The sequence below is a fragment of the Myroides phaeus genome, assembly GCF_009799805.1.
Lineage (GTDB): Bacteria > Bacteroidota > Bacteroidia > Flavobacteriales > Flavobacteriaceae > Flavobacterium > Flavobacterium phaeum_A.
This window is the reverse complement of the sequence record NZ_CP047050.1, coordinates 709,520-730,180: the sequence shown is the minus strand read 5'-3', so window position 1 is coordinate 730,180 and position 20,661 is coordinate 709,520. Positions and strand designations below refer to the sequence as shown.

The following is a 20,661-nucleotide window of genomic DNA, read 5'->3' as shown; positions in this document are numbered from 1 at the left end:
CTTTTTTTATTTATCTTGATTTTAGTTCCTTCTTATAATCAATTAAATGAAAATCAGTATCTAATTTACCATAAGTAAAATAGCCTATCCAGTCTCCTAAATTAATATATTTAGACTTTTCGTTTAAGTTGATAATCATTGGTAAATGTCTATGTCCAAAAACAAAGTAGTCAAAGTGTTGAGTTTCTAATTTGCGTTTTGCATATAAAATTAACCATTCTTTATCTTCCCCTAAAAACTTAATATCCTCATCACCTGATATTAGCTTGTTTTTTACCGAAAGATAAGAGCCTAACTTAACCCCAATATCAGGGTGAAGCCATCTAAATAGCCATTTCGAGAATTTATTAGTGAATACTTTCTTCATTCTTTTATATCCCATATCACCAGGGCCTAATCCGTCTCCATGAGCTATAAAAAGAGACTTTCCATTGATTTCAAAAGTTTGTGATTCGTGAAATACAGGAATACCTAATTCAGTTTGGAAGTAGTCATCCATCCATAAATCGTGATTACCAACGAAGAAAAAGATGGGAATACCTTTGTCTTTTAGTTCAGCTAACTTTCCTAATATTCTTACAAAACCTTTAGGTACAACAGTTTTATATTCAAACCAGAAATCAAATAAATCTCCTAAGATGAATAAAGCTCCCATATCTTCTTCTTTCTCCTTTAACCATTGTAAAAAAAGTTGTTCACGAGGAAAGCTTTTTTCACGTGTAGGAGCTCCGAAGTGTTGATCTGAAGCAAAGTATATACTTTTATTTGTATTGATTGTAAAATTCAATGCTTATAAATTATCAGATTGATGCCATTCAGCATATGATGATTCAGTTTCTTGCAAACGCAAAGAGTATAATTCAATTCCTTCTGGTAATCTACTTTTAATTTTAGCAGCAAAGTCAATTACCATATTTTCACTTGTAGGTTGATAGTCAACTAAAATAACGTGATGACCACGATCTTTAAGTTCTTTAGCAAGTTCTACGTGTGGAGTATTTTTATTAAAAACAGTTGCGTGGTCAAATACATCAACGATATCTTCTTTTACGATTTTCTTTAAATCTCCAAAATCGATAACCATTCCGTATTTCACATTGTTGATGTCATCAATAGGTGTTCCAATAACTGTAACTCCTAATTTATAACTGTGGCCGTGTACGTTTCTACATTTACCATCATAACCATATAATGCATGACCTGTTTCAAATGTAAACTGCTTTGTAATTCTAATCTTAGGCATAACTAAAAATTTTGGCAAAGGTAAGGAAAAATATAGTCCTTCAAATTTTTTGCAGTACGCTTTTGTTTCTTAGAAGATTCTATAGTTTAATTGTAAGTTAACCATAGGCCACCAACTCATCCATTTTGTGTACTTATCCGCATCTTCAATTGAAGCAGAGATATCAGAAGTAGAAGCTACTTTTTTGTTATTTTGCTTTAAAATATATTCTCCTTGATATAATACACCTAATTCGAATTTTACACCAATTCTTCGTTTAGAAACTGCTCGGCCTAATCCAACACCAAAATAAGGTTTAATTGTATTACCTAATGTTAGTTCTGCATTAAGTTCCCCATTTGTAATATCTAATTCTCTTCCGTCAAATTCAAGTGTTGGCCAATCATACCCAGGTTTAATAGTTACAGCTGTTCCATTGCCATCAGTTAAAAAACCATTCGCTTTAATTTTAGTATTACCGATATAAAAACCACCAGTTAAATGAAATATTCCTTTTTTGAATGGGTAATAATCTACTAAAGCGTGTGCGTGAAATGTATTGAACTGAGCTTTCATTTCATAGGTAGGAGCAATGCCAAAAGCTTCATATAATGTGCCATTTTCGTCATCAATATCAATGTCGTATTTACTACTATTGAGGTTGAAGAAGTTTAAACCTCCTCTCAGCTTTAAATTTTGTGTTAATGGTGTTGCTGCTTCAATATTGAATCCTAAAGTAGATATTCCAACAGATACATTTAAATGACTGAAGCTTTTGTTTGTGAAATGAGCAGTGTGCTGCTTTTTTTCGTTTGTAGGAATATCTTTTTCTATCGCTGTGTTTTCAGTATTTGCGAAAGAAGTTTGTGAAAGTAATAAGTACCCACAGATAGTTAGTAATGTTTTTTGCATACTCTTTTAGTAAGTAAAGATAGAGTATATTTAGTAAGTGTGTTAATATTGTGTTGGTAAAAATAAAAAAAGCTGCTTATTAGCAGCTTTTAATTATTTGTTTTTAAATTGATTTAGGGCGTTAATTGTAAATTCAGATAAAACTAATTTACCAGATATTTCTGCTCTTTTATGTAATAGTTCAGTCCAGTTTTCTGTTCCTTCCCAAAATATTTTTTTCATTTCAATTAAAGCATCAGGGTTATATTCACTAACTCTTTTAGAAAAAGCATCAATTTCGATATCCATCATTTCTGTAGTTTCGTATAATTCTGAATATAAACCATGATTATATGCCCAAGTTGCAGTTTTCCATTCGTGTGCAGCAAGTGACATTTGAGTAAAAGCTGTTTTTCCTATTTTACGAGACACAGCTGGTTCAATAACAAATGGACCAATTCCAATGGCAAGTTCAGATAGCTTAATAGAGGCTTTGTCAGTAGCAAAACAATAATCACAAGCAGCAGCTAATCCGACACCACCGCCTACTGTTTTTCCGTGAATCCTACCGATAAATATTTTAGGACTTCTACGCATTGCATCTATTACAGTTGCAAAACCTGAAAAGAATTGTTTTCCTGTAACAGAGTCTTTTATAGAAAGTAATTCATCAAATGAAGCACCGGCGCAAAAAGCTCCATCTCCATCACTTTTTAATATGATTGTGGTGATTTCATTATTCTTGCTTAGTTCTTCGATTGTATTAGTAAGCTTTGTTAAATAAAGACTTGGGAATGAATTGCTGGCTGGTGTATAAAATGTAATTGTAGCAATTTTATTAGTTATAGAAGAATTAATATAAGGTTGTTTTTTATCTGTATTCATAATAAATGGTTTTATTCAAATGTAACAATTAAATCTTTTTATGTGCAATACAAAAGATAAAACGCCAAATCATAGCAGTTAATTTTAAGTTTAGAGCAAAAAAAAATAGCCGATTAGCTATTTAAGTTATAAAGAATAAAGAAGGCTTATAGATTGGAGGAGGATCTATCAGTGTTATATATGGTGTCGAATGGATGACAGGTTTGAAGAAATACTGATTGCTATTGAAGAAACGAGTATCATTAATCTCTTGTTGCGTAACCACTTGGTTTATAAAAAAAGTTTCACAGCTAATATTAACTATTTTACTTGTTCTTTGCTCAGTATGTTGGTCGTTTGTATTTTGATTATCAGCATCTAAAACAGTATAAACATACATATTTGCTGTTGGGCAAAACATTAGTTTTTTGTCACACGTCTCTTCGGTAATGAAATTGAGTTTTTCAATACCGAAAATAGTGAATATAATCACTAAAGCCCAAGCTATGTATTTGTTTTGCTTAAACATAAGTGTTGCAAATATATTTTATTTTAGGATATATGCATCAGTGTACGGGTAATTTGTACAAATGTTTAACAGTAGAAGTAAATGTATTAGCTGAGAAAACGTCTGTTATTCGTCAATCATTTTTTTCACTGAGTAATTTAATCCGAATGCTGCAATAGCAATGATTACAGCAGTTCCAATCCATAAAACATTATATCCGAATGTTGCAGCTACTTTTGTACCAACAACAGGAGAGATTATGAAGCCTACAGCAAATGTTAGACCATTCACTCCCATATAAGCTCCTTTGCTGTTAGCTGCAGCACGCATTGCTGTTACAGTTGACGTATATGGCATTGCTAACATTTCAGAAACACATAGCATTGAAATAGAGAAATAAATCGTATAAATACTGTGGTCAAAGATTAGAATACCAAAAGCTATTGAACTGATGAGAACTCCGTAGAATATTGTTTGTTTAATCGATAAGTATTTGTCTGCAAGGTGTACTAATAACATCTCGGTTAAGAATATTAGTAATCCACTGTAACCTAAAACAAGACCAATTTGTGCTTCGTTAAGACCTCCTACCTTTCTGTAGAAAAGAGGTATTGTACTAAATAATTGTAAAAAGGCAATTGAGTATAACGTACAAAAAACACTAAAAATAAGGAACATCTTATCTTTATAAGGAGATTGATTTGTACCACTTCCTATTTCAATATCTTCATTTGAAGTATTCTTTATTTCATCTTCTGCGTCTTTTTTAAGATCTTTTGTCGTTTTTCTTCCTCTAAAGAAGGCAATAAAAACGATGGCAGCAACAAATGCAGCAGCTGCATTTATTTGAAACAACAATGTATATGAAATTGCAGCTAATAATCCTCCCATCGCAGGGCCAATAGAGAAACCAAGATTAACTGCCATTCTATTTAGTGAAAAAGCACGTGTTATGTTTTCTGGTTTTGCATACATTGTGATTGCAACAGAATTGGCAGGTCTAAAAGATTCACTAACAGTACTCTGAAAAAGAATCATTAGTGCTAAACTCCAAACTGTAGTAAAGTAAGGAAGCATAATAAAGATTGGTATACTACCCAGTAAGCTTAGGTATTGTACTTTGTAGTTTCCGATTTTGTCAGTTACCCAACCACCAAAAGTAGAACCAATAATAGATCCCACACCATAGCAAGCTAATACATATCCAGTCTGTTCGTCTGTAAAGTTTAGCTTTTGTGTCATATAAACTCCTAAGAAAGGAAAAACCATGGAACCAGCTCTATTTATTAACATTACAATTGCTAACATCCATGAGGCAGATGATAAACCTCGGTAAGAATCTAAATAGATTTGGTAGATTTTTTTCATAAGAGTGGTGGTTTTTTAAAAGGTTTTAGTCTTTATTATGATCTGTAGAAGTATTTGTTTGACTTTCTTTTTTTAATTTTTCGGCTTCACGCATAGCATTAAAGTAAGCTGCTCTACTCAAAGGTTCGTACTCTTGAGTTTCTCCAAGCATTACAATATCCTCACTTGCAGCCTTTCTAAAACTATAATTAGCAAGGTTTCCTGTTCTTGTGCAGATAGCATGAACTTTTGTTACATACTCAGCTGTTGCCATAAGTGCTGGCATTGGTCCAAAAGGATTTCCTTTAAAGTCCATATCAAGTCCTGCTACAATAACACGAATACCTGAGTTTGCTAAGTCATTGCAAACACTTACTATTTCGTCGTCAAAAAATTGAGCTTCATCAATTCCAATAACATCGCAACCATCAGCTAATAATCTAATGTTAGCTGCAGCAGGTACTGGAGTAGAACGAATTTCGTTTGAATCGTGAGATACAACGTATTCGTCGTCATAACGGGTGTCAATAGCCGGTTTAAATATTTCGACTTTTTGTTTGGCAAAATTTGCTCTTTTCAGTCTGCGAATCAGTTCTTCAGTCTTACCAGAGAACATTGAACCACAGATTACTTCGATTGAACCAAATTGTTCTTTGTGATTAACGGGATTTTCGAGAAACATTTTGTAAATTTCAAGCTGAAACCAGCAGTTTTTTCTGTTATTTTTGTAATGAGCAAATTTATCAAAAAAAGCTCGTCAATTTACTAATGCAAAATAAAAGTTATGAAGAAAGTCTTGGAGGGAGAGTTATTAAGTCTTGCTCACCGTATTTTACAGATGAAAGAGAAGGATGTAAGCAATCTCTTAATAGAAGCAAAAGAATTATATGAGAAGCTTTTGATAATGAAGTTTTATCAAGATCATTTAGTGGGGGGACAGATTAAAGATGTTACAAATGAGCAACTTGAAGAAGCATTAACTGCTGTTTCTTTAGGAGGACAAGTTGTTGTTGAGAATCTTGATCGTCATCAAATGCCAAATGATTTGGTAGAAGAAGACTATCCGATTGTAATTGATAATGAAGTTGAGCCAACAGTAATGGGGGAGGATAGTTTTATTGCAGATATTGTAAATAAAATTGCACCAGAAATAGAAGAAAAAGAATTTCTTGTTAGTGAAGAAATGAATTATAACAAACCTTTTTTGACTGATGCTGTTCACGAAGATTTTACAAATGAAGAGGAAGATGCTGAGTTGAATCGTTTTTTAGATGAGCATGAAGCAATGTTGAAAGAGACAGAGGAACTTGAAGCAGCGCGATTAGCAGAAGAGGAAGCACGTCGTATTGAGGCAGAGGAACTTGAAGCAGCGCGATTAGCAGAAGAGGAAGCACGTCGTATTGAGGCAGAGGAACTTGAAGCAGCGCGATTAGCAGAAGAGGAAGCACGTCGTATTGAGACAGAGGAACTTGAAGCAGCACGATTAGCAGAAGAGGAGGCACGTCGTATTGAGGCAGAGGAACTTGAAGCAGCACGATTAGCAGAAGAGGAAGCACGTCGTATTGAGGCAGAGGAACTTGAAGCAGCGCGATTAGCAGAAGAGGAAGCACGTCGCATTGAGGCAGAGGAACTTGAAGCAGCGCGATTAGCAGAAGAGGAAGCACGTCGTATTGAGGCTGAATTACAAGCAAAAGAAGACGCTCGACTTGAGGCAATTGAAGCAGAAAGATTAAGATTAGAAGCTGAGGTGGCAGAGCAAGCAGAACAGGCACGTCTAAGTGATGAAAGAGCAAAAGAGTTAAAGCTTCAGCAAGAAGAAGATGATTATTTAGAGTTTCTAATTCAAGAAGAAGAAAGAGAAAAAGAAGAACTTTTACAAAGAGCATTAGAAGTAAAAGAAGAGCAATTAAAACAAGAAGATAAAAATAATTCTAAGGAAGAACAAGTAGATCGTACTACTTCTTTTTTCTTTTCTAAAGAAATTGTAGAGGCACAAAAACAAAAAGAACAGCCTAAAACAGAGTTAGACCCTTTCTTTGGATTTGATTTCGGTGATGTAGAGTTTGTTCGTGTTGAAGATGTTGTTGCTGAAGAAAAAACAACTACAGAGGTTACATCGGATTCCAAAGAAGAAGATGTTGTTGGGAATCAAACTGGTGTAGAACATTCGCATTTAGTAGAGCAAGGAACAGCTAATACATTATTTGATGTAGAACATATGTCTGTAAAGGAACCTAAAATTGTAAAACCAAAATCAATTAATGATATCTACAATACTACAATTACAGTAGGTTTAAATGATAGAATTGCTTTTGAAAAGCATTTATTTGGAAATAGTGCAGAGGATTTTAATAGAGTATTATCTCAATTAAATACAGTGAGTACGTTTGATGAAGCAATGAGTTTGATAGAGCACCTTGTGAAGCCAGAATATAATAATTGGGAAGGTAAAGATGAGTATGAAGAACGTTTTATTGCGTTAGTAGAAAAACGCTTTATTTAATTATGGGGAAATTATATTTAGTACCAACGCCAATTGGAAATTTAGATGATATGACTTTTCGTGCTATTAAAGTGCTTAAAGAAGTAGATTATATATTAGCAGAGGATACACGTAATAGTGGAAAGTTATTAAAGCACTTTGAAATTATGACTCCAATGGCGAGTCATCATATGCATAACGAGCACAAGACTGTTGAAGGGATAGTGAAAAGAATTCAGTCAGGAGAAACCTTTGCATTGATATCTGATGCAGGAACACCTGCTATTTCTGATCCAGGATTTTTATTAACACGAGCTTGTGTTGAAGCAGGAGTGGAGGTTGAATGTTTGCCTGGAGCGACAGCTTTTGTCCCTGCACTTGTTAATAGTGGATTGCCAAATGATAAGTTTGTTTTTGAAGGATTCTTACCAGATAAAAAGGGAAGACAGACAAGATATTTAGTCTTAGCAGAAGAAACCAGAACAATGATTATTTATGTTTCTCCTCATAAGCTTGTTAAAACATTACAAGAGTTTAAAGAATACTTTGGAGAGGAGCGTCAGATTTCTGTTTCAAGAGAATTATCTAAGCTTCACGAAGAAACTGTAAGAGGAACTGTAATAGAAGTGTTAGCTCATTTTGAAGCTAAACCTCCCAAAGGAGAAATAGTTGTGATTGTAGGAGGAAAAGGTAAATAGATTATATCGAATTATAATAAAAAGAATCAATGTTTAATATTTTTACAAATATCGAACATTGATTTTTTTTTGATACATTTGGTAAAAACAGAATAAATTATGTCACATAAAGTAACAACAAGTTGGATTGAAAATATGCAATTTGAATCTACTAACCCAAGTGGAGGAACAATTAGAATAGATGCAGGGCCTGAAAATGGTGGGGATAATATGGGATTGAGACCAAAGGCACTTATGTTATCGGCTTTAGCTGGTTGTTCAGGGTTAGATATTGCTCATTTAATAAAAAAAATGAGATTAGATGTTGAAGCTTTTAGAATGGAAACAGAAGGACTTCTGACAGATTCAGATCCAGCAACTTATCATACTGTAATATTGGAATATCATTTCACTGGAAAGAATTTAGATGAGGCAAAGTTAAAGCGTGCAGTAGATTTATCAATTGAGAAGTATTGTGGGGTAATGGATATGTTTAAAGAATTTGCTGAGGTACAAACAAATATTTTTTATCATAAAGAGTAAACTATGCGCTGGAATTTAAAAGAAGATCCAGACAAAGAAATTGTTACTCATTTACAAAATGTTTTAGGTGTTGATAATGTTATAGCTAAGCTCTTAGCACAGAGGGATATTAAGAATTATGAAGAAGCAAAAAGCTTTTTTAGGCCTTCTTTGAGTGATTTGCATGATCCATATTTAATGAAGGATATGGATAAAGCAGTTATGCGTATTGAAGAGGCATTTAATAAAAAAGAGTCTATTTTAGTTTTTGGAGATTATGATGTCGATGGAACTACTTCCGTTGCTTTGATGTACTCTTATCTTAAAAGTTTTGACATTAATATTGAAACTTATATTCCTGATCGTTACAACGAGGGATACGGAGTGTCATATCAAGGAATTGACTATGCAAAGCAAAAGAATATCACACTTATTATTGCTTTGGATTGTGGAATAAAATCAATTGAACATGTTGCTTATGCAAAAGGTTTAGGAATAGACTTTATTATATGTGATCACCATTTGCCAAGTGACGAAATTCCTAATGCAATAGCAGTTTTAGATCCTAAAAGAGAAGATTGTAATTATCCTTATAAAGAGTTATGTGGTTGTGGAGTTGGTTTTAAATTGATCCAAGCACATTCAATGCATCTAAAGCAACCAATCGAGAGGATTATACCTTATTTAGATTTAGTGGCTACTGCAATTGCAGCTGATGTTGTTCCTATCACAGGAGAGAATCGTATTTTAGCTCATTTTGGTTTAGAAGTTATTAATAATACTCCTCGACCAGGAATCGAAGCATTAATGGATTTATATGATATAAAACCATACACGATGAGTGATATTGTTTTTAAGTTAGCTCCTAAAATCAATGCTGCAGGTAGAATAGAGCACGGTAATTATACAGTTGATCTATTAACTAAGTTTACAATTGAAGAAGCTAAACAAACAGTTAAGAAGATTGTTGAAATAAATGTAGAAAGAAGAACTCTTGACCAAGGTATTACTGAAGAAGCTTTAAAACAAATTATAGATCAAAAGGCAATAAATACTAAAAGTACGATTGTTTATAGTCCATCTTGGCACAAAGGAGTGATTGGAATTGTAGCCTCAAGATTAATAGATACATATTATAGGCCTACGTTAGTTTTTACTGATAGTGGTGAGTATTTAGCAGCGTCGGCGAGGTCAGTTAAGAATTTTGATATTTATCAAGCTTTAGAAGCATGTTCGGAATACTTAATTCAATTTGGAGGGCATATGTATGCTGCCGGATTGACAATGAAAAAAGAAAACTTTGAAGCTTTCAAAAGTAAGTTTGAACAGGTAGTAGAAAGTACAATTCAAGAAACTGATTTAATTCCAGAGATTGAAATTGATTCTATTATTAGATTTTCAAATATAACAGATAAGTTTTTGAGAGTTTTAAAGCAATTTGAACCTTTTGGACCTGGGAATCCAAGTCCTATTTTTATGAGTAAACAAGCTTTTGATACTGGTTATGCAAAAACAGCTGGCGCCAATGGAGAACACTTAAAAATGACTCTAAAGCAGAGGGGAGTATCCAATAAAAAATTTCCAGCAATTGGTTTTAATTTTGGAAGACAGTTTGAAAAGGTAAAAGAAAAACAATTTTTAGATATTGTATATTCTATCGAAGAGAACAAATGGCGAAATAAAGTTAGTATTCAAGTTCAAATAAAAGATATGCAATTATCGTGGTGATAAAAAATATCTTATTTTTATACCATACAATATAAAAAAATAATCAATTATAAATTGTAAAAGATGAGAATAGCAGTAGTAGGGGCTACCGGAATGGTAGGAGAGATTATGCTAAAAGTATTAGCAGAGAGAAATTTTCCAATAACTGAGTTAATACCAGTTGCTTCTGAAAGATCAATTGGGAAGCAGATTGAATTTAATGGTAAAAAATACACCATTACGTCCATGGAAGATGCTGTTAATATGAAACCTGAAATTGCTTTATTTTCTGCAGGAGGGACAGCTTCTTTAGAATGGGCTCCAAAGTTTGCAGAGGTTGGTACAACTGTAATTGATAATTCTTCTGCGTGGAGAATGGATCCAACAAAAAAATTAGTTGTACCTGAAATTAACGCAAATCAATTAACAAAAGAAGATAAGATAATAGCAAACCCTAACTGTTCTACTATTCAGTTGGTGATGACACTTGCTCCTTTGCATAAAAAATATGGTATAAAGCGAGTAATTGTATCGACATACCAATCAATAACAGGTACTGGAGTTAAAGCTGTAAAACAGCTTGAAAATGAATATGCTAATCAGAAGGGAGAAATGGCATATCCTTATCCAATACACAGAAATGCATTGCCACATTGTGATGTTTTTGAAGAGAATGGTTACACAAAAGAGGAAATGAAGCTTGCAAATGAAACAAAGAAAATCTTATGTGATGATTCTGTTTTAGTTGCTGCTACGGCTGTTAGAATCCCTGTTGTAGGAGGACATAGTGAAACAGTAAATATTGAATTTACTAAGGATTATGATATTAATGATATTCGTAAAATATTGCACGATACTCCTGGTATAGTTGTTCAGGATAATACAGATACTAATACTTATCCAATGCCTTTATATGCAGAAGGAAAAGATGATGTGTTTGTTGGACGTATTCGTAGAGATTTTACAAGAGATAATGCTGTTAATATGTGGATTGTTGCAGATAATCTTCGCAAGGGGGCAGCAACAAATACAATTCAAATTGCAGAATATCTTGTTGCTAATAAATTAGTATAAATTTATTTTACTTTATAAAAAAAAGACTCTTAGTGTTGTTCGCTAAGAGTCTTTTTTTGTTTTATTAGAATAAGTAGTTAAAAGTTTGTATTTTTAAGGTTAGATTTGCACTGTGTTCTTAATAGAATAAAATAAAAGCTGTAATAAATTTTACAATAAACGGTATTTTAAAAAACAAGTAAAATAATGAGTAGAATACTATTAGTTGACGACCATCCACTTATTGTTGAAGGGTATGTATTAGCTCTTTCTAAAGATTTGGAATATTGGGGAGATATTACTTTCGAGAAGTCTTTTGATTGTACAAGTGCTAAGGAGAATATTGATAAAGCTGTTGATATTGGACTTTTTTATGATTTAGCAATTATTGATTTTTCTTTGCCCAAAAATGAGGTTTCTAAGTGGGAAGATGGAGGAGATATAGTTAAGTACATTCAAAAAGTTATGCCTTCGTGTAAAACAATTATATTAACAGGACATACTGAAGTAATTACTCTTTATAATATTTTTAAAAATATAAAGCCCAATGGGTTGGTAAGTAAGCATGAAATTACACCAGAAAATTTGATTGATATTGTAAGAAAGGTTTGTAGTGGAGAGAGATATCAAAGTGAGATAGTCAAACATTGTTTAAGTGAGATAGTACGCAAAGAAATGATGTATGACGATTTTAATAGAGAAATATTAGTTTTGCTATCAAAAGGATACAAACTTCAAGAGTTAGACAATCATATTCCTCTTTCAAATCCTACTATAAAAAAGCGTTTAGCGAAAATGAAGCAAGTATTTGAAGTGGCAGATACAGCAACCTTAGTTCAAGAAGTTATTAAGCAAGGTTTTGTTTAGTTTATAAGGGGTATATCAAAAAAAAGCCTCCAATAGAATATTCTATTGGAGGCTTTTTTTTGATATAAAAGTTTAAGGATATGTCGTTTAATATAAATAGAAAAGTATTTAGTTAATTAAAAGAAGTGGTTGGTAATAAGGTGGTTATGTGTTGTTTAATATGATAGATATCATTTTATTTTCTTTTAAGGGAATGTAAATTTACTTTTCTAAAAACGACTTATTATGAAAATAGAACAGATTTATACTGGATGTATTGCTCACGCAGCTTATTATATTGAAAGTAATGGTGAAGCAGCGATTTTTGATCCTCTAAGAGATGTACAACCTTATATTGATAGAGCAAATAAAGATAATGCAAAGGTTAAGTATGTATTTGAAACACATTTTCATGCAGATTTTGTTAGTGGACATTTAGATTTAGTTGAAAAAACAGGAGCACAAATTGTTTTTGGGCCTACTGCACTGCCTAATTATCAGGCTATTATTGCTGAGGATAATCAAGTGTTTACTGTTGGTAATATTAAAGTACAAGTACTTCATACTCCTGGACATACAATGGAAAGTACAACTTATTTAATTATTGATGAGGAAGGGAGAAAGAGCGCTATTATGACAGGAGATACGTTGTTTATTGGTGATGTAGGAAGACCTGACTTAGTTCAATTAGTAAAGTCTGAAATTACGGAAGAAATACTTGCTCGTCATTTATTTCAATCTCTTAGAAATAAGATTATGCCATTGCCTGATGATTTAATTGTTTATCCAAACCATGGAGCAGGTAGTGCTTGTGGAAAAAATATGAGCAAAGAGACAACAGATACTTTAGGAAATCAAAAAGCAACGAATTATGCATTAAGAGCTGATATGACAGAGGATGAGTTTGTAAAGGAATTGTTGTCTGGTTTAGCAACGCCTCCACAGTATTTTCCTAAAAATGTTTTAATGAATATTCAAGGTTATGAGCATTTAGAAGATATTTTGAAAAGAGGGAATACTCCTTTTAATTTAGTTGAGTTTCAAAAAATTATTCAAAATGATGAGGTTTTGATATTAGATACACGTGATCCTCAAACTTTTTCAGAAGGATTTATTCCTAATAGTTTAAATATTGGATTAAATGGACCTTTTGCTATGTGGGTCGGTGAAATGATTAGTAATATTAAACAGCCAATAGTTTTAGTTACAGAAAAAGGAAAAGAAGAAGAAAGTATGATTCGTTTATCTCGCGTAGGGTATGATAATACAATCGGTTTCTTAGAAGGAGGATTGTTAGTTTGGAAAAATGCTGGTTTACCAGTAAATACTATTACTCGTATTACTCCAAAACAGATGGATGAGGCATTCTTTAAAAATGATGCCACACTTTTAGACGTAAGAAAAGTTAATGAGTTTAAATCAGAGCATTTAGAAGAGTCGATAAATATTCCATTAAATACTTTAAATACGCAGTCTGAAGATCTTGCAAAACAGAATAAATATATAATTTATTGTGCAGGAGGATATAGAAGTATGATTGCATCTTCTTTATTATATAAAAAAGGAGTAACTAACATTGTGGATGTTATAGGAGGATACAATGCAATTAGTAAAGAAACAACTTTAGATAAAACAGAATTTGTTTGTCCAAGTTCTTTGCTATAAAAGAGTAAAATAGTTATCAACATTGTTTAGCTATATGTTGATAACAAATAAAAAAGTATGTAATGACAAAAACAATAGGTTTTGTAGGAATTGGTTTGATTGGGGGATCAATGGCCTTAGACTTAAAAACAAAAGGTTTTGCTAACAAAGTAATTGGTTTTGATGCATCACCAACAAATGCAGAAAAAGCATTAGAACTAAGTATAATAGACGAAATAGTTTCATTAGATGAATTATTACAACAGTCAGATATTGTAGTAATGGCTACCCCTGTGAATGTAACAATTGAATTGATGGCTTATGCTTTGGACAATATTAGAGAGGGTACATATATTATGGATGTTGGATCTACAAAATCCTTATTATCTAAAAAGATAGATGAACATCCTAATAGGGGGGCTTTTGTAGCGACACACCCTATGGCAGGAACAGAGTATAGTGGGCCAGAGGCTGCTTTTAAGGGATTGTTTAAAGAAAGAGTAGCAATTATCTGTAATCCTGAGAAATCTTCTCCTAAAGCATTAAATCAGATTTCTGAGTTATATTATCATTTAGATACGCGTTTGATTTTAATGGATGCAAATTCACACGATGAACACGTTGGTTATGTGTCTCATTTATCACATGCAATATCTTATGCTTTGGCGGTAGCAGTATTAGATAAAGAAAAAGATGATACGGCTATATTTAATTTGGCAGCAGGAGGATTTGCTTCAACAGTCCGACTTGCTAAAAGTTCTGTTGATATGTGGTTACCTATTTTTGAACAAAATACAGAGCATATTTTACCTATTTTAGATATTTATTTAGAGAAGTTAAATATGTTTAAAACTTATTTAGAAAATAAAGATACAGCTCAATTAGCTGGGTTTATCAAAGAAGCTAATCGTATAAAAGATAAATTAAAAAAATAAAGGAAATACTTCCAGAAGCAAAGGTTTTTTAATAAATTGTTCAGGAAATAAAAAAAGGATATTATGTTAAAACACATCGTGATGTGGCGTCTTAAAGAAGAAAATAAAGAGGCTAATAAAATTGAAATGAAAAATCAATTAATGGCATTAAAAGATAAAATTGAGGCGTTGAAAGCTATTTCTGTAGAGTTTAATCATATAGATGCTACTCAAGCAAATTTTGATGTTATGCTTTATACTGAGTTTTTAAATTTTAATGATTTAGCAATATATGCAAATCATCCAGAACATTTAAAAGTTGTTGATTTTATTAAATCTGTAGTTACAGAAAGAGTAGCAATTGACTATTAGTTTTGTACTGTATTTAATTCAATATAAAATATTGTTATTTATTTATCGGTTTTGTAAAAGGTAGTATTTATAAAAGATGCTACCTTTTTTATTTTAAGAGTTTTTGGAAGAATTAAACGAATTGGACAAAAAAAATTAGTACTAAGTATAAGTATCCTTTTTTCTATAAGTAATAAAACAAAAGAAGATTTTAAATATAATGCATTGAATTCTGCTCGCGATAAAGAGTGTGTCATAGTGTAGTTTTAAACGTACTATGTTCGAGACATCTCCCACTCAAGTCCCACACACTTTCGAAAAAAAGCCTTTTTCCCGAAAGTGTGTGGGAGAAGTGTGGTACTTGTGTCGAACAAGTATCAAAGAAGTGTGTGATGACAATACTGTTTAACTTATATTGTGATAGTAAAAAGGCATATTATTTAGTTGAGGGTTTACGAATAATACATCATTAAAAATGTTGAAAAAAGTAGCAATTACAAAGCTTACTCACTGGTTTTAGAATATTCATATTGCTTCTCTAAAATCTTTTAATATCATTTAAAGACTTTTGAAATTATTAATTGCTTAAATGATAGAAATACGAACACTTATTTTTCCTTTTTAAATATATCTATTAACAATGAAATAACTGTTGTAATGTGAAAAAAGGCTGTCTCTATTTGGAGACAACCTTTTTTAGTTGTTTTATTTTTTATAAACAGGAATACCTTTGTATGCTGCTTTATATTTTTGAGTGTAATCCTGTTTTACCATATTGATATCTATTGTATATTCACTGTCTTTTTTAGTGATTACCATATCTCCATAATCAATATCTTTTATTGTTTCTCCCGTTTTTTTGTTTTTAATATAGAAATCAGATCCTATGCGTTCTACTGTTGGTTTTCCTGGATCTTTGTATGCTGGTAAGGTATATTTTCCTTCAGGAATAACATCGAGTATTGAACTAACATTAGCGATTTCAAACTTAGCTTCCCAATCAGCATTGCTTAATGAAAGCGTGTAGAATGAAATTTTACCCTGTGTAACAGGATCTTTTTCGCTTTGAAATGAAAGTGTAGTGAAGTTCATTATTCCATCTTCAGATGGCTTTTCAGGTAAAGCAGCAGTACGTACTTCTGCATATTTTAATACTTTTGCTCCTGTTGCAGATAATCCAGCTGCGTAAATAATATATTCTGTGTCAGCATCGAAACCTTTCGGTCTTAGATTTGAAGTTACTTTTACATTAAATAACTTGTTTCCTGTTTCTAAAACTTCGTCAGCAGTAAGTTTAGTTCCTTTTTTAACTATTTTGTAATTTGCTTGTACAGCGTCGATAGGTTGAATACTAAACAAGATTTGCTCATGCGTAGCACTTACATTTGATAATATAATAGAAACGTCAATTTTTTGTAATGTTGAAAATACTTCTGGCTTTTCAAGAACAGATATAACATTTTCTGTGTTTTTTGCAGCAGCTACAATAGCATATTCAGTTAGGTTCTCTAATTCAGTTACAATAATTTCTTTGTCAAGATCTTCTATTTTAGTTCCTTGTTTAACTATTTCTTCTCCATCGATTTTTGGAAGTTCACCTTTCACAGGATTTTTAAAAATATAATAGAATACTTCTGTTGCATTCGTAGCTTGAACAGTAAAAGAGACTGATGTATCATCAAATTCGTTAACTGTTAGTTTTACTGTTGCTTTTTCAGCAGGAGTAGTTGGTGTTCCTGGAGTTTCTGGTTTATCTGGAGCTACAGTTATTGGACTACTATCATCATTAGAGCAAGATATAGTTGACAATAATGAAGAGCCAATTAGCAAGCCTAAAAATAATTTTCTGGTTTTTTTTCTCATTTCTATAATTATTTAGTTTTTAGTAATAGTGTAAGTTGTATAATAATAGTTAATATTATGAAAAATTTTAGTATAAAAAAATAACTGATATTGAAATTTATTAATATTTATAGTTTTTGTTTTGATTAAATTTCGTTTTATGATTGTTTCTTGTGAAGATTAAAGGCGAATTAGTGTTGTTGTATTTTGTGAAATATGGTGGTTTAAATGTAATAAGTTGGATTAACTGCTCTCTTTTACCAATTTGAAACAGTATATATAAAAGGACAGAATCTTAAGATTGAGTTGTCTTATGATTAAAAGGATGAATTAGAAGGAATGATTAACGACAATGCAATAGAAGGAAAGCTGCGTAAAAGAGTTTCAGATGTGTATTTAGAGGTGCCTTTTATTGTGTATAAATCAAACGAATCAAGATTTACAGAAGTAGAAATCCTACCACTATTCCACCTGATGGGATATGGAGATTACAATATGATACTTTTAAAGCTTTGAAAAAAGTGATAGTGAAGTAACAGTAAAAAAGATAGACAATATTTTTATTACGCTTATTTTATTAGTTAAGGCATATTTTGAGCATTTATAGTTCTGTGAAAAATAAGTGTAATATAAAAAAAGCTACCTGTTACGGTAGCTTATACGATATGCAGAGGAGAAGGGATTCGAACCCTCGATACATTGCTGTATACACACTTTCCAGGCGTGCGCCTTCGACCGCTCGGCCACCCCTCTAATTCGCCTAATATAGTAATTTAAATCTCCATTTCTCCACAAATAGGAGTTTCAAATGCTTCTTTAAAGTCTACAACATTTTTTTGAGCCAATAAAAACATTAGTTTAGTAATGGCTGCTTCAGTAGTGATATCTTTTCCTGAGATTACACCAATTTCTTTTAATTCAGTACTCGTTTCGTATTTCCCCATATGAACACTACCACTTGAGCATTGTGTAACATTAATTACTTTTAGTCCTTTTGCGATAGCTTCTGCCAGAGTGTGTAAGAACCAAGACTCTGTAGGAGCATTACCAGAACCATAAGTTTCTAATACTATGCCCTCTAAATCTTCAATGTTTAAAATTGCTTTTAGCACTTTTTGTTGAATACCAGGGAAAACTTTTAAGATCATTACATTTCTCGACATTTCTTTATGAACAGTCAAAGGTAACGTCTCATTTTTGTATTCTAACAAAGCTTTGTTTACTCTCAAGTTTACACCCGACTCTGCCAAATGTGGAATATTTGGTGAGGTGAACGCATTAAATAATTCAGAACTCACTTTAGAGGTTCTATTTCCACGATATAATTTATATTCAAAATACAAGCATACTTCTTGAATAACAGGTTTGCTATTTTCTTGTAACGCTGCGATTTGAATAGCCGTAATTAAATTCTCTTTTGCATCAGTACGTAAATCTCCAATAGGCAATTGAGATCCTGTCAAGATAATTGGTTTTCGTGTGTTTTCTAACATAAAACTAAGAGCAGATGCAGAATATGACATCGTATCAGAACCATGTAGAATCACAAAACCGTCAAACTTTTTATAATTTTCTTCAATAACACTTGCCATTTGAACCCACATCTCAGGACGCATATCAGAAGAATCAATCGGCACCTCAAAAGAGTATGTTTCAATAGAACATTCTAATAAGTGTAATTCTGGAATACGTTCAACAAGTTGGTCGAAATTGAAGGCGCGTAATGCCCCTGTCTTAAAATCCTTAACCATACCAATGGTACCACCAGTATAGATAAGCAGAATTGCAGGTTTATTGTTCATTATTCAGTTTTAACTTATTAATTACAGGGTTAGCATACATTGCTAAGAAATTTTCAACCACTACTTTATTTGCTTTATCTACACGTAATTCTAAACGTCTTTCAAAAAGTTGTTTTTCTTTTTCAGTGTATTTATCAGCATATTCATTAGTTTGATTTAATAAATCGTAAGCAATATAATTCGTAGGCCACAGGTGATAATTTTTAATTACAGACTTGTCTATAATTGTAGCAACGGCTTGCATTTGTTTATTGACTTTTTCTGAGCTATTAATTAAACAATCTAATTCTTGGTCTAAAACTTCTCCAACATGAATGTGAATACCTCTCTTTTGGCCAATGATACCACTATATAGATTAATGAAATCTTCATTCTTATCTTTTACATAAACTTCATCATTAGCTTTTGCAAGGATTTGCGGCATTTTTAGTGCATCCGTAGGGTCATATTCATAAGAGATAGAAACTGGTACTATTTTAATCTTTTTTAGATACTCAATAGGATTCATTTCTCCACTTGCCATTGCAAGCATCTTTAAAACTCCTTGGTGAGTAGCATCATTACCGTCTTTAGTACGTCCTTCTCTTTGTGCAATCCACACAGAACGATTTTCTTCTGTTAGTAAGTGCTGAATATATTCAGACATTACTTTTGAACTCTCTAATAATTCACGAGGAGGTAATCCACGTTTTACTAAAAAGTTTCTATTTACTTTTGCTAATGCTAAAAGAAAGGATTTCTGTACGAGATTATCTCCAATAGCAGAAGCCGTCATAATCAAACCATTATCTTTCAGAGCTACGTTTAACAGAGACGTATCCATAAGAATATCACGGTGATTAGATATATATAAATAGGGTGTGTTTTTTTCTAATTTTTCAAAACCTGAAGTTGTCAAGCCACTTGAGCTTTTTTCCAGAATCTTTTGAATAGAATAATAAGCAAAGTTATCTTGAAATTGCTGTATAGATTTTATTTCCCTTAACCTTTCCATCCATTCTTCTTCAGTTTTATTAGGAAAAGTAAAACCCATTAACGCTTTTATCATTGGGTGTTTAGAAATCTGTTGTAAGACTTCGTTTACCTCAAGATCTTTGTAATGGCGTATTGAATCAAACTTAGACATTAGTGTACTTTATTATGTAAACAAATTAATGTTGCTTTCTGTTGTTAAATTCCAAAAACAGCTTGTGAATTGGCTGTTGTTTGTTTTGCTATTTCAGCTAATGAAAGTCCGTAAATATCAGCTAATTTTTCTGCAATATGGACAATGTAGGCACTTTCATTTCTTTTTCCTCTAAATGGAACCGGTGCAAGATACGGAGAATCAGTCTCTAATACGATATCCACAATTGAGATTTTATTTAAGAACTTATCAATTTGGCCATTCTTAAAAGTGGATACTCCACCTATTCCTAATTTAAGGTTGTATGAAATAGCTTTTTCTGCTTGTTCTTGTGTTCCTGTAAAACAATGGAAAATTCCTCTAAGGTCATCACCTTTTTCTTTTTCTAATACTTCAAAAACTTCATCAAAAGCATCTCGACAATGTATATTGATGGGTAGTTTATATTTTTTTGCTAATTGGATTTGGTATTGAAAAGCTTCTTGCTGAATCTGTAAAGTTGATTTATCCCAATATAAGTCAATTCCTATTTCTCCAACAGCATAAAATTTTCTTTTTTCGAATTCTTTTTCTACAAAAGCTAATTCTGATTTATAAGTTTCGGGTTTAACATCTGTAGGGTGTAGTCCCATCATTAAGAAAATATTATCAGGAAATTCTGATTCTAATTCATACATTGCATTTGTATAACTCGAATCAATAGCTGGTATAAAAAAACGCGTCACTCCATTCGCTATTGCGCGACTAATTGTTTCTTTGCGATCATCTGCAAAGGCGTCTGAATAAAGGTGTGTATGCGTATCTGTAAAAATCATTCTAAAGGTGTTTTTTGTATAAAATGCTATTTTAAGATACAAAAGTAC

General features: G+C 32.1%; 21 protein-coding genes and 1 tRNA gene. 10 read left to right on the top strand and 12 right to left on the bottom strand.

What is annotated here, in order from left to right; all coding sequences use genetic code 11:
- Positions 1-10: 10 nt before the first annotated feature.
- From GQS07_RS03360 to GQS07_RS03330, 7 genes are all read right to left on the bottom strand, one after another.
- Positions 11-787 (bottom strand): UDP-2,3-diacylglucosamine diphosphatase, encoded by a 777-nt coding sequence (locus tag GQS07_RS03360; RefSeq protein ID WP_158209610.1) that lies wholly within the window; start codon positions 785-787, stop codon positions 11-13.
- A 3-nt stretch (positions 788-790) separates the two neighbouring features.
- On the bottom strand, positions 791-1,243 hold the full coding sequence (locus GQS07_RS03355) for a 6-pyruvoyl trahydropterin synthase family protein (protein WP_090407845.1): 453 nt from the start codon (positions 1,241-1,243) through the stop codon (positions 791-793).
- A 69-nt stretch (positions 1,244-1,312) separates the two neighbouring features.
- A complete protein-coding gene (locus tag GQS07_RS03350; RefSeq protein WP_158209609.1) occupies positions 1,313-2,134 on the bottom strand; it encodes a hypothetical protein in 822 nt (273 codons plus the stop codon).
- A 93-nt stretch (positions 2,135-2,227) separates the two neighbouring features.
- Positions 2,228-2,998, bottom strand: a complete 771-nt coding sequence (locus GQS07_RS03345) for an enoyl-CoA hydratase/isomerase family protein (RefSeq protein WP_158209608.1) — start codon at positions 2,996-2,998, stop codon at positions 2,228-2,230.
- A 121-nt stretch (positions 2,999-3,119) separates the two neighbouring features.
- Complete coding sequence (locus tag GQS07_RS03340) at positions 3,120-3,398, bottom strand: hypothetical protein (protein ID WP_233269305.1); 279 nt, start codon at positions 3,396-3,398, stop codon at positions 3,120-3,122.
- Between the two features lie 213 nt (positions 3,399-3,611).
- A complete protein-coding gene (locus GQS07_RS03335; protein WP_158209606.1) occupies positions 3,612-4,853 on the bottom strand; it encodes an MFS transporter in 1,242 nt (413 codons plus the stop codon).
- Between the two features lie 25 nt (positions 4,854-4,878).
- Positions 4,879-5,514, bottom strand: coding sequence for a thymidine kinase (locus tag GQS07_RS03330; protein ID WP_158209605.1), 636 nt, complete (start codon positions 5,512-5,514; stop codon positions 4,879-4,881).
- A gap of 102 nt (positions 5,515-5,616) precedes the next feature.
- Between GQS07_RS03330 and GQS07_RS03325 the strand changes: the two genes are divergently transcribed.
- From GQS07_RS03325 to GQS07_RS03285, 9 genes are all read left to right on the top strand, one after another.
- The gene (locus GQS07_RS03325; protein WP_158209604.1) at positions 5,617-7,335 is read left to right on the top strand and encodes a hypothetical protein; all 1,719 of its coding nucleotides are present in this window, start codon (positions 5,617-5,619) and stop codon (positions 7,333-7,335) included.
- A gap of 2 nt (positions 7,336-7,337) precedes the next feature.
- The gene (gene rsmI, locus GQS07_RS03320; protein WP_158209603.1) at positions 7,338-8,012 is read left to right on the top strand and encodes a 16S rRNA (cytidine(1402)-2'-O)-methyltransferase; all 675 of its coding nucleotides are present in this window, start codon (positions 7,338-7,340) and stop codon (positions 8,010-8,012) included.
- 99 nt (positions 8,013-8,111) lie between these two features.
- Complete coding sequence (locus GQS07_RS03315; protein WP_158209602.1) at positions 8,112-8,534, top strand: OsmC family protein; 423 nt, start codon at positions 8,112-8,114, stop codon at positions 8,532-8,534.
- A 3-nt stretch (positions 8,535-8,537) separates the two neighbouring features.
- Positions 8,538-10,241 carry a single-stranded-DNA-specific exonuclease RecJ gene (gene recJ / locus GQS07_RS03310; RefSeq protein WP_158209601.1) on the top strand — a complete coding sequence of 568 codons (1,704 nt, stop codon included), beginning with the start codon at positions 8,538-8,540 and terminating at the stop codon, positions 10,239-10,241.
- Positions 10,242-10,304: 63 nt separating this feature from the next.
- Entirely contained in the window at positions 10,305-11,294 is a 990-nt protein-coding gene (locus GQS07_RS03305; protein WP_158209600.1) for an aspartate-semialdehyde dehydrogenase, read from the top strand.
- A gap of 186 nt (positions 11,295-11,480) precedes the next feature.
- Positions 11,481-12,140 carry a response regulator gene (locus tag GQS07_RS03300; RefSeq protein ID WP_158209599.1) on the top strand — a complete coding sequence of 220 codons (660 nt, stop codon included), beginning with the start codon at positions 11,481-11,483 and terminating at the stop codon, positions 12,138-12,140.
- Positions 12,141-12,365: 225 nt separating this feature from the next.
- Entirely contained in the window at positions 12,366-13,784 is a 1,419-nt protein-coding gene (locus GQS07_RS03295) for an MBL fold metallo-hydrolase (RefSeq protein ID WP_158209598.1), read from the top strand.
- A gap of 62 nt (positions 13,785-13,846) precedes the next feature.
- The gene (locus GQS07_RS03290) at positions 13,847-14,698 is read left to right on the top strand and encodes a prephenate dehydrogenase (protein WP_158209597.1); all 852 of its coding nucleotides are present in this window, start codon (positions 13,847-13,849) and stop codon (positions 14,696-14,698) included.
- Between the two features lie 63 nt (positions 14,699-14,761).
- The gene (locus GQS07_RS03285) at positions 14,762-15,049 is read left to right on the top strand and encodes a Dabb family protein (RefSeq protein WP_158209596.1); all 288 of its coding nucleotides are present in this window, start codon (positions 14,762-14,764) and stop codon (positions 15,047-15,049) included.
- 684 nt (positions 15,050-15,733) lie between these two features.
- On the opposite strand, the gene GQS07_RS03280 is transcribed toward GQS07_RS03285, so the two are convergent.
- Positions 15,734-16,891: a hypothetical protein gene (locus tag GQS07_RS03280; RefSeq protein WP_158209595.1), complete on the bottom strand. Its 1,158-nt coding sequence runs from the start codon at positions 16,889-16,891 to the stop codon at positions 15,734-15,736.
- Positions 16,892-17,209: 318 nt separating this feature from the next.
- Here GQS07_RS03280 and GQS07_RS03275 point away from each other — a divergent pair, with 318 nt between their 5' ends.
- A complete protein-coding gene (locus tag GQS07_RS03275) occupies positions 17,210-17,386 on the top strand; it encodes a hypothetical protein (RefSeq protein ID WP_158209594.1) in 177 nt (58 codons plus the stop codon).
- Positions 17,387-17,538: 152 nt separating this feature from the next.
- Here GQS07_RS03275 and GQS07_RS03270 read toward each other — a convergent pair.
- The 4 genes from GQS07_RS03270 to GQS07_RS03255 all read right to left on the bottom strand — a co-directional run bounded on the left by GQS07_RS03270 (position 17,539) and on the right by GQS07_RS03255 (position 20,613).
- Positions 17,539-17,623, bottom strand: a tRNA-Ser gene (locus tag GQS07_RS03270).
- A 20-nt stretch (positions 17,624-17,643) separates the two neighbouring features.
- Positions 17,644-18,672 carry an asparaginase gene (locus tag GQS07_RS03265; RefSeq protein ID WP_158209593.1) on the bottom strand — a complete coding sequence of 343 codons (1,029 nt, stop codon included), beginning with the start codon at positions 18,670-18,672 and terminating at the stop codon, positions 17,644-17,646.
- Complete coding sequence (locus tag GQS07_RS03260; protein WP_158209592.1) at positions 18,662-19,798, bottom strand: 1-acyl-sn-glycerol-3-phosphate acyltransferase; 1,137 nt, start codon at positions 19,796-19,798, stop codon at positions 18,662-18,664. Before GQS07_RS03260 ends, GQS07_RS03265 begins: the two co-directional genes overlap by 11 nt.
- A 44-nt stretch (positions 19,799-19,842) precedes the next feature.
- Complete coding sequence (locus GQS07_RS03255) at positions 19,843-20,613, bottom strand: TatD family hydrolase (RefSeq protein WP_158209591.1); 771 nt, start codon at positions 20,611-20,613, stop codon at positions 19,843-19,845.
- Positions 20,614-20,661: the final 48 nt, after the last annotated feature.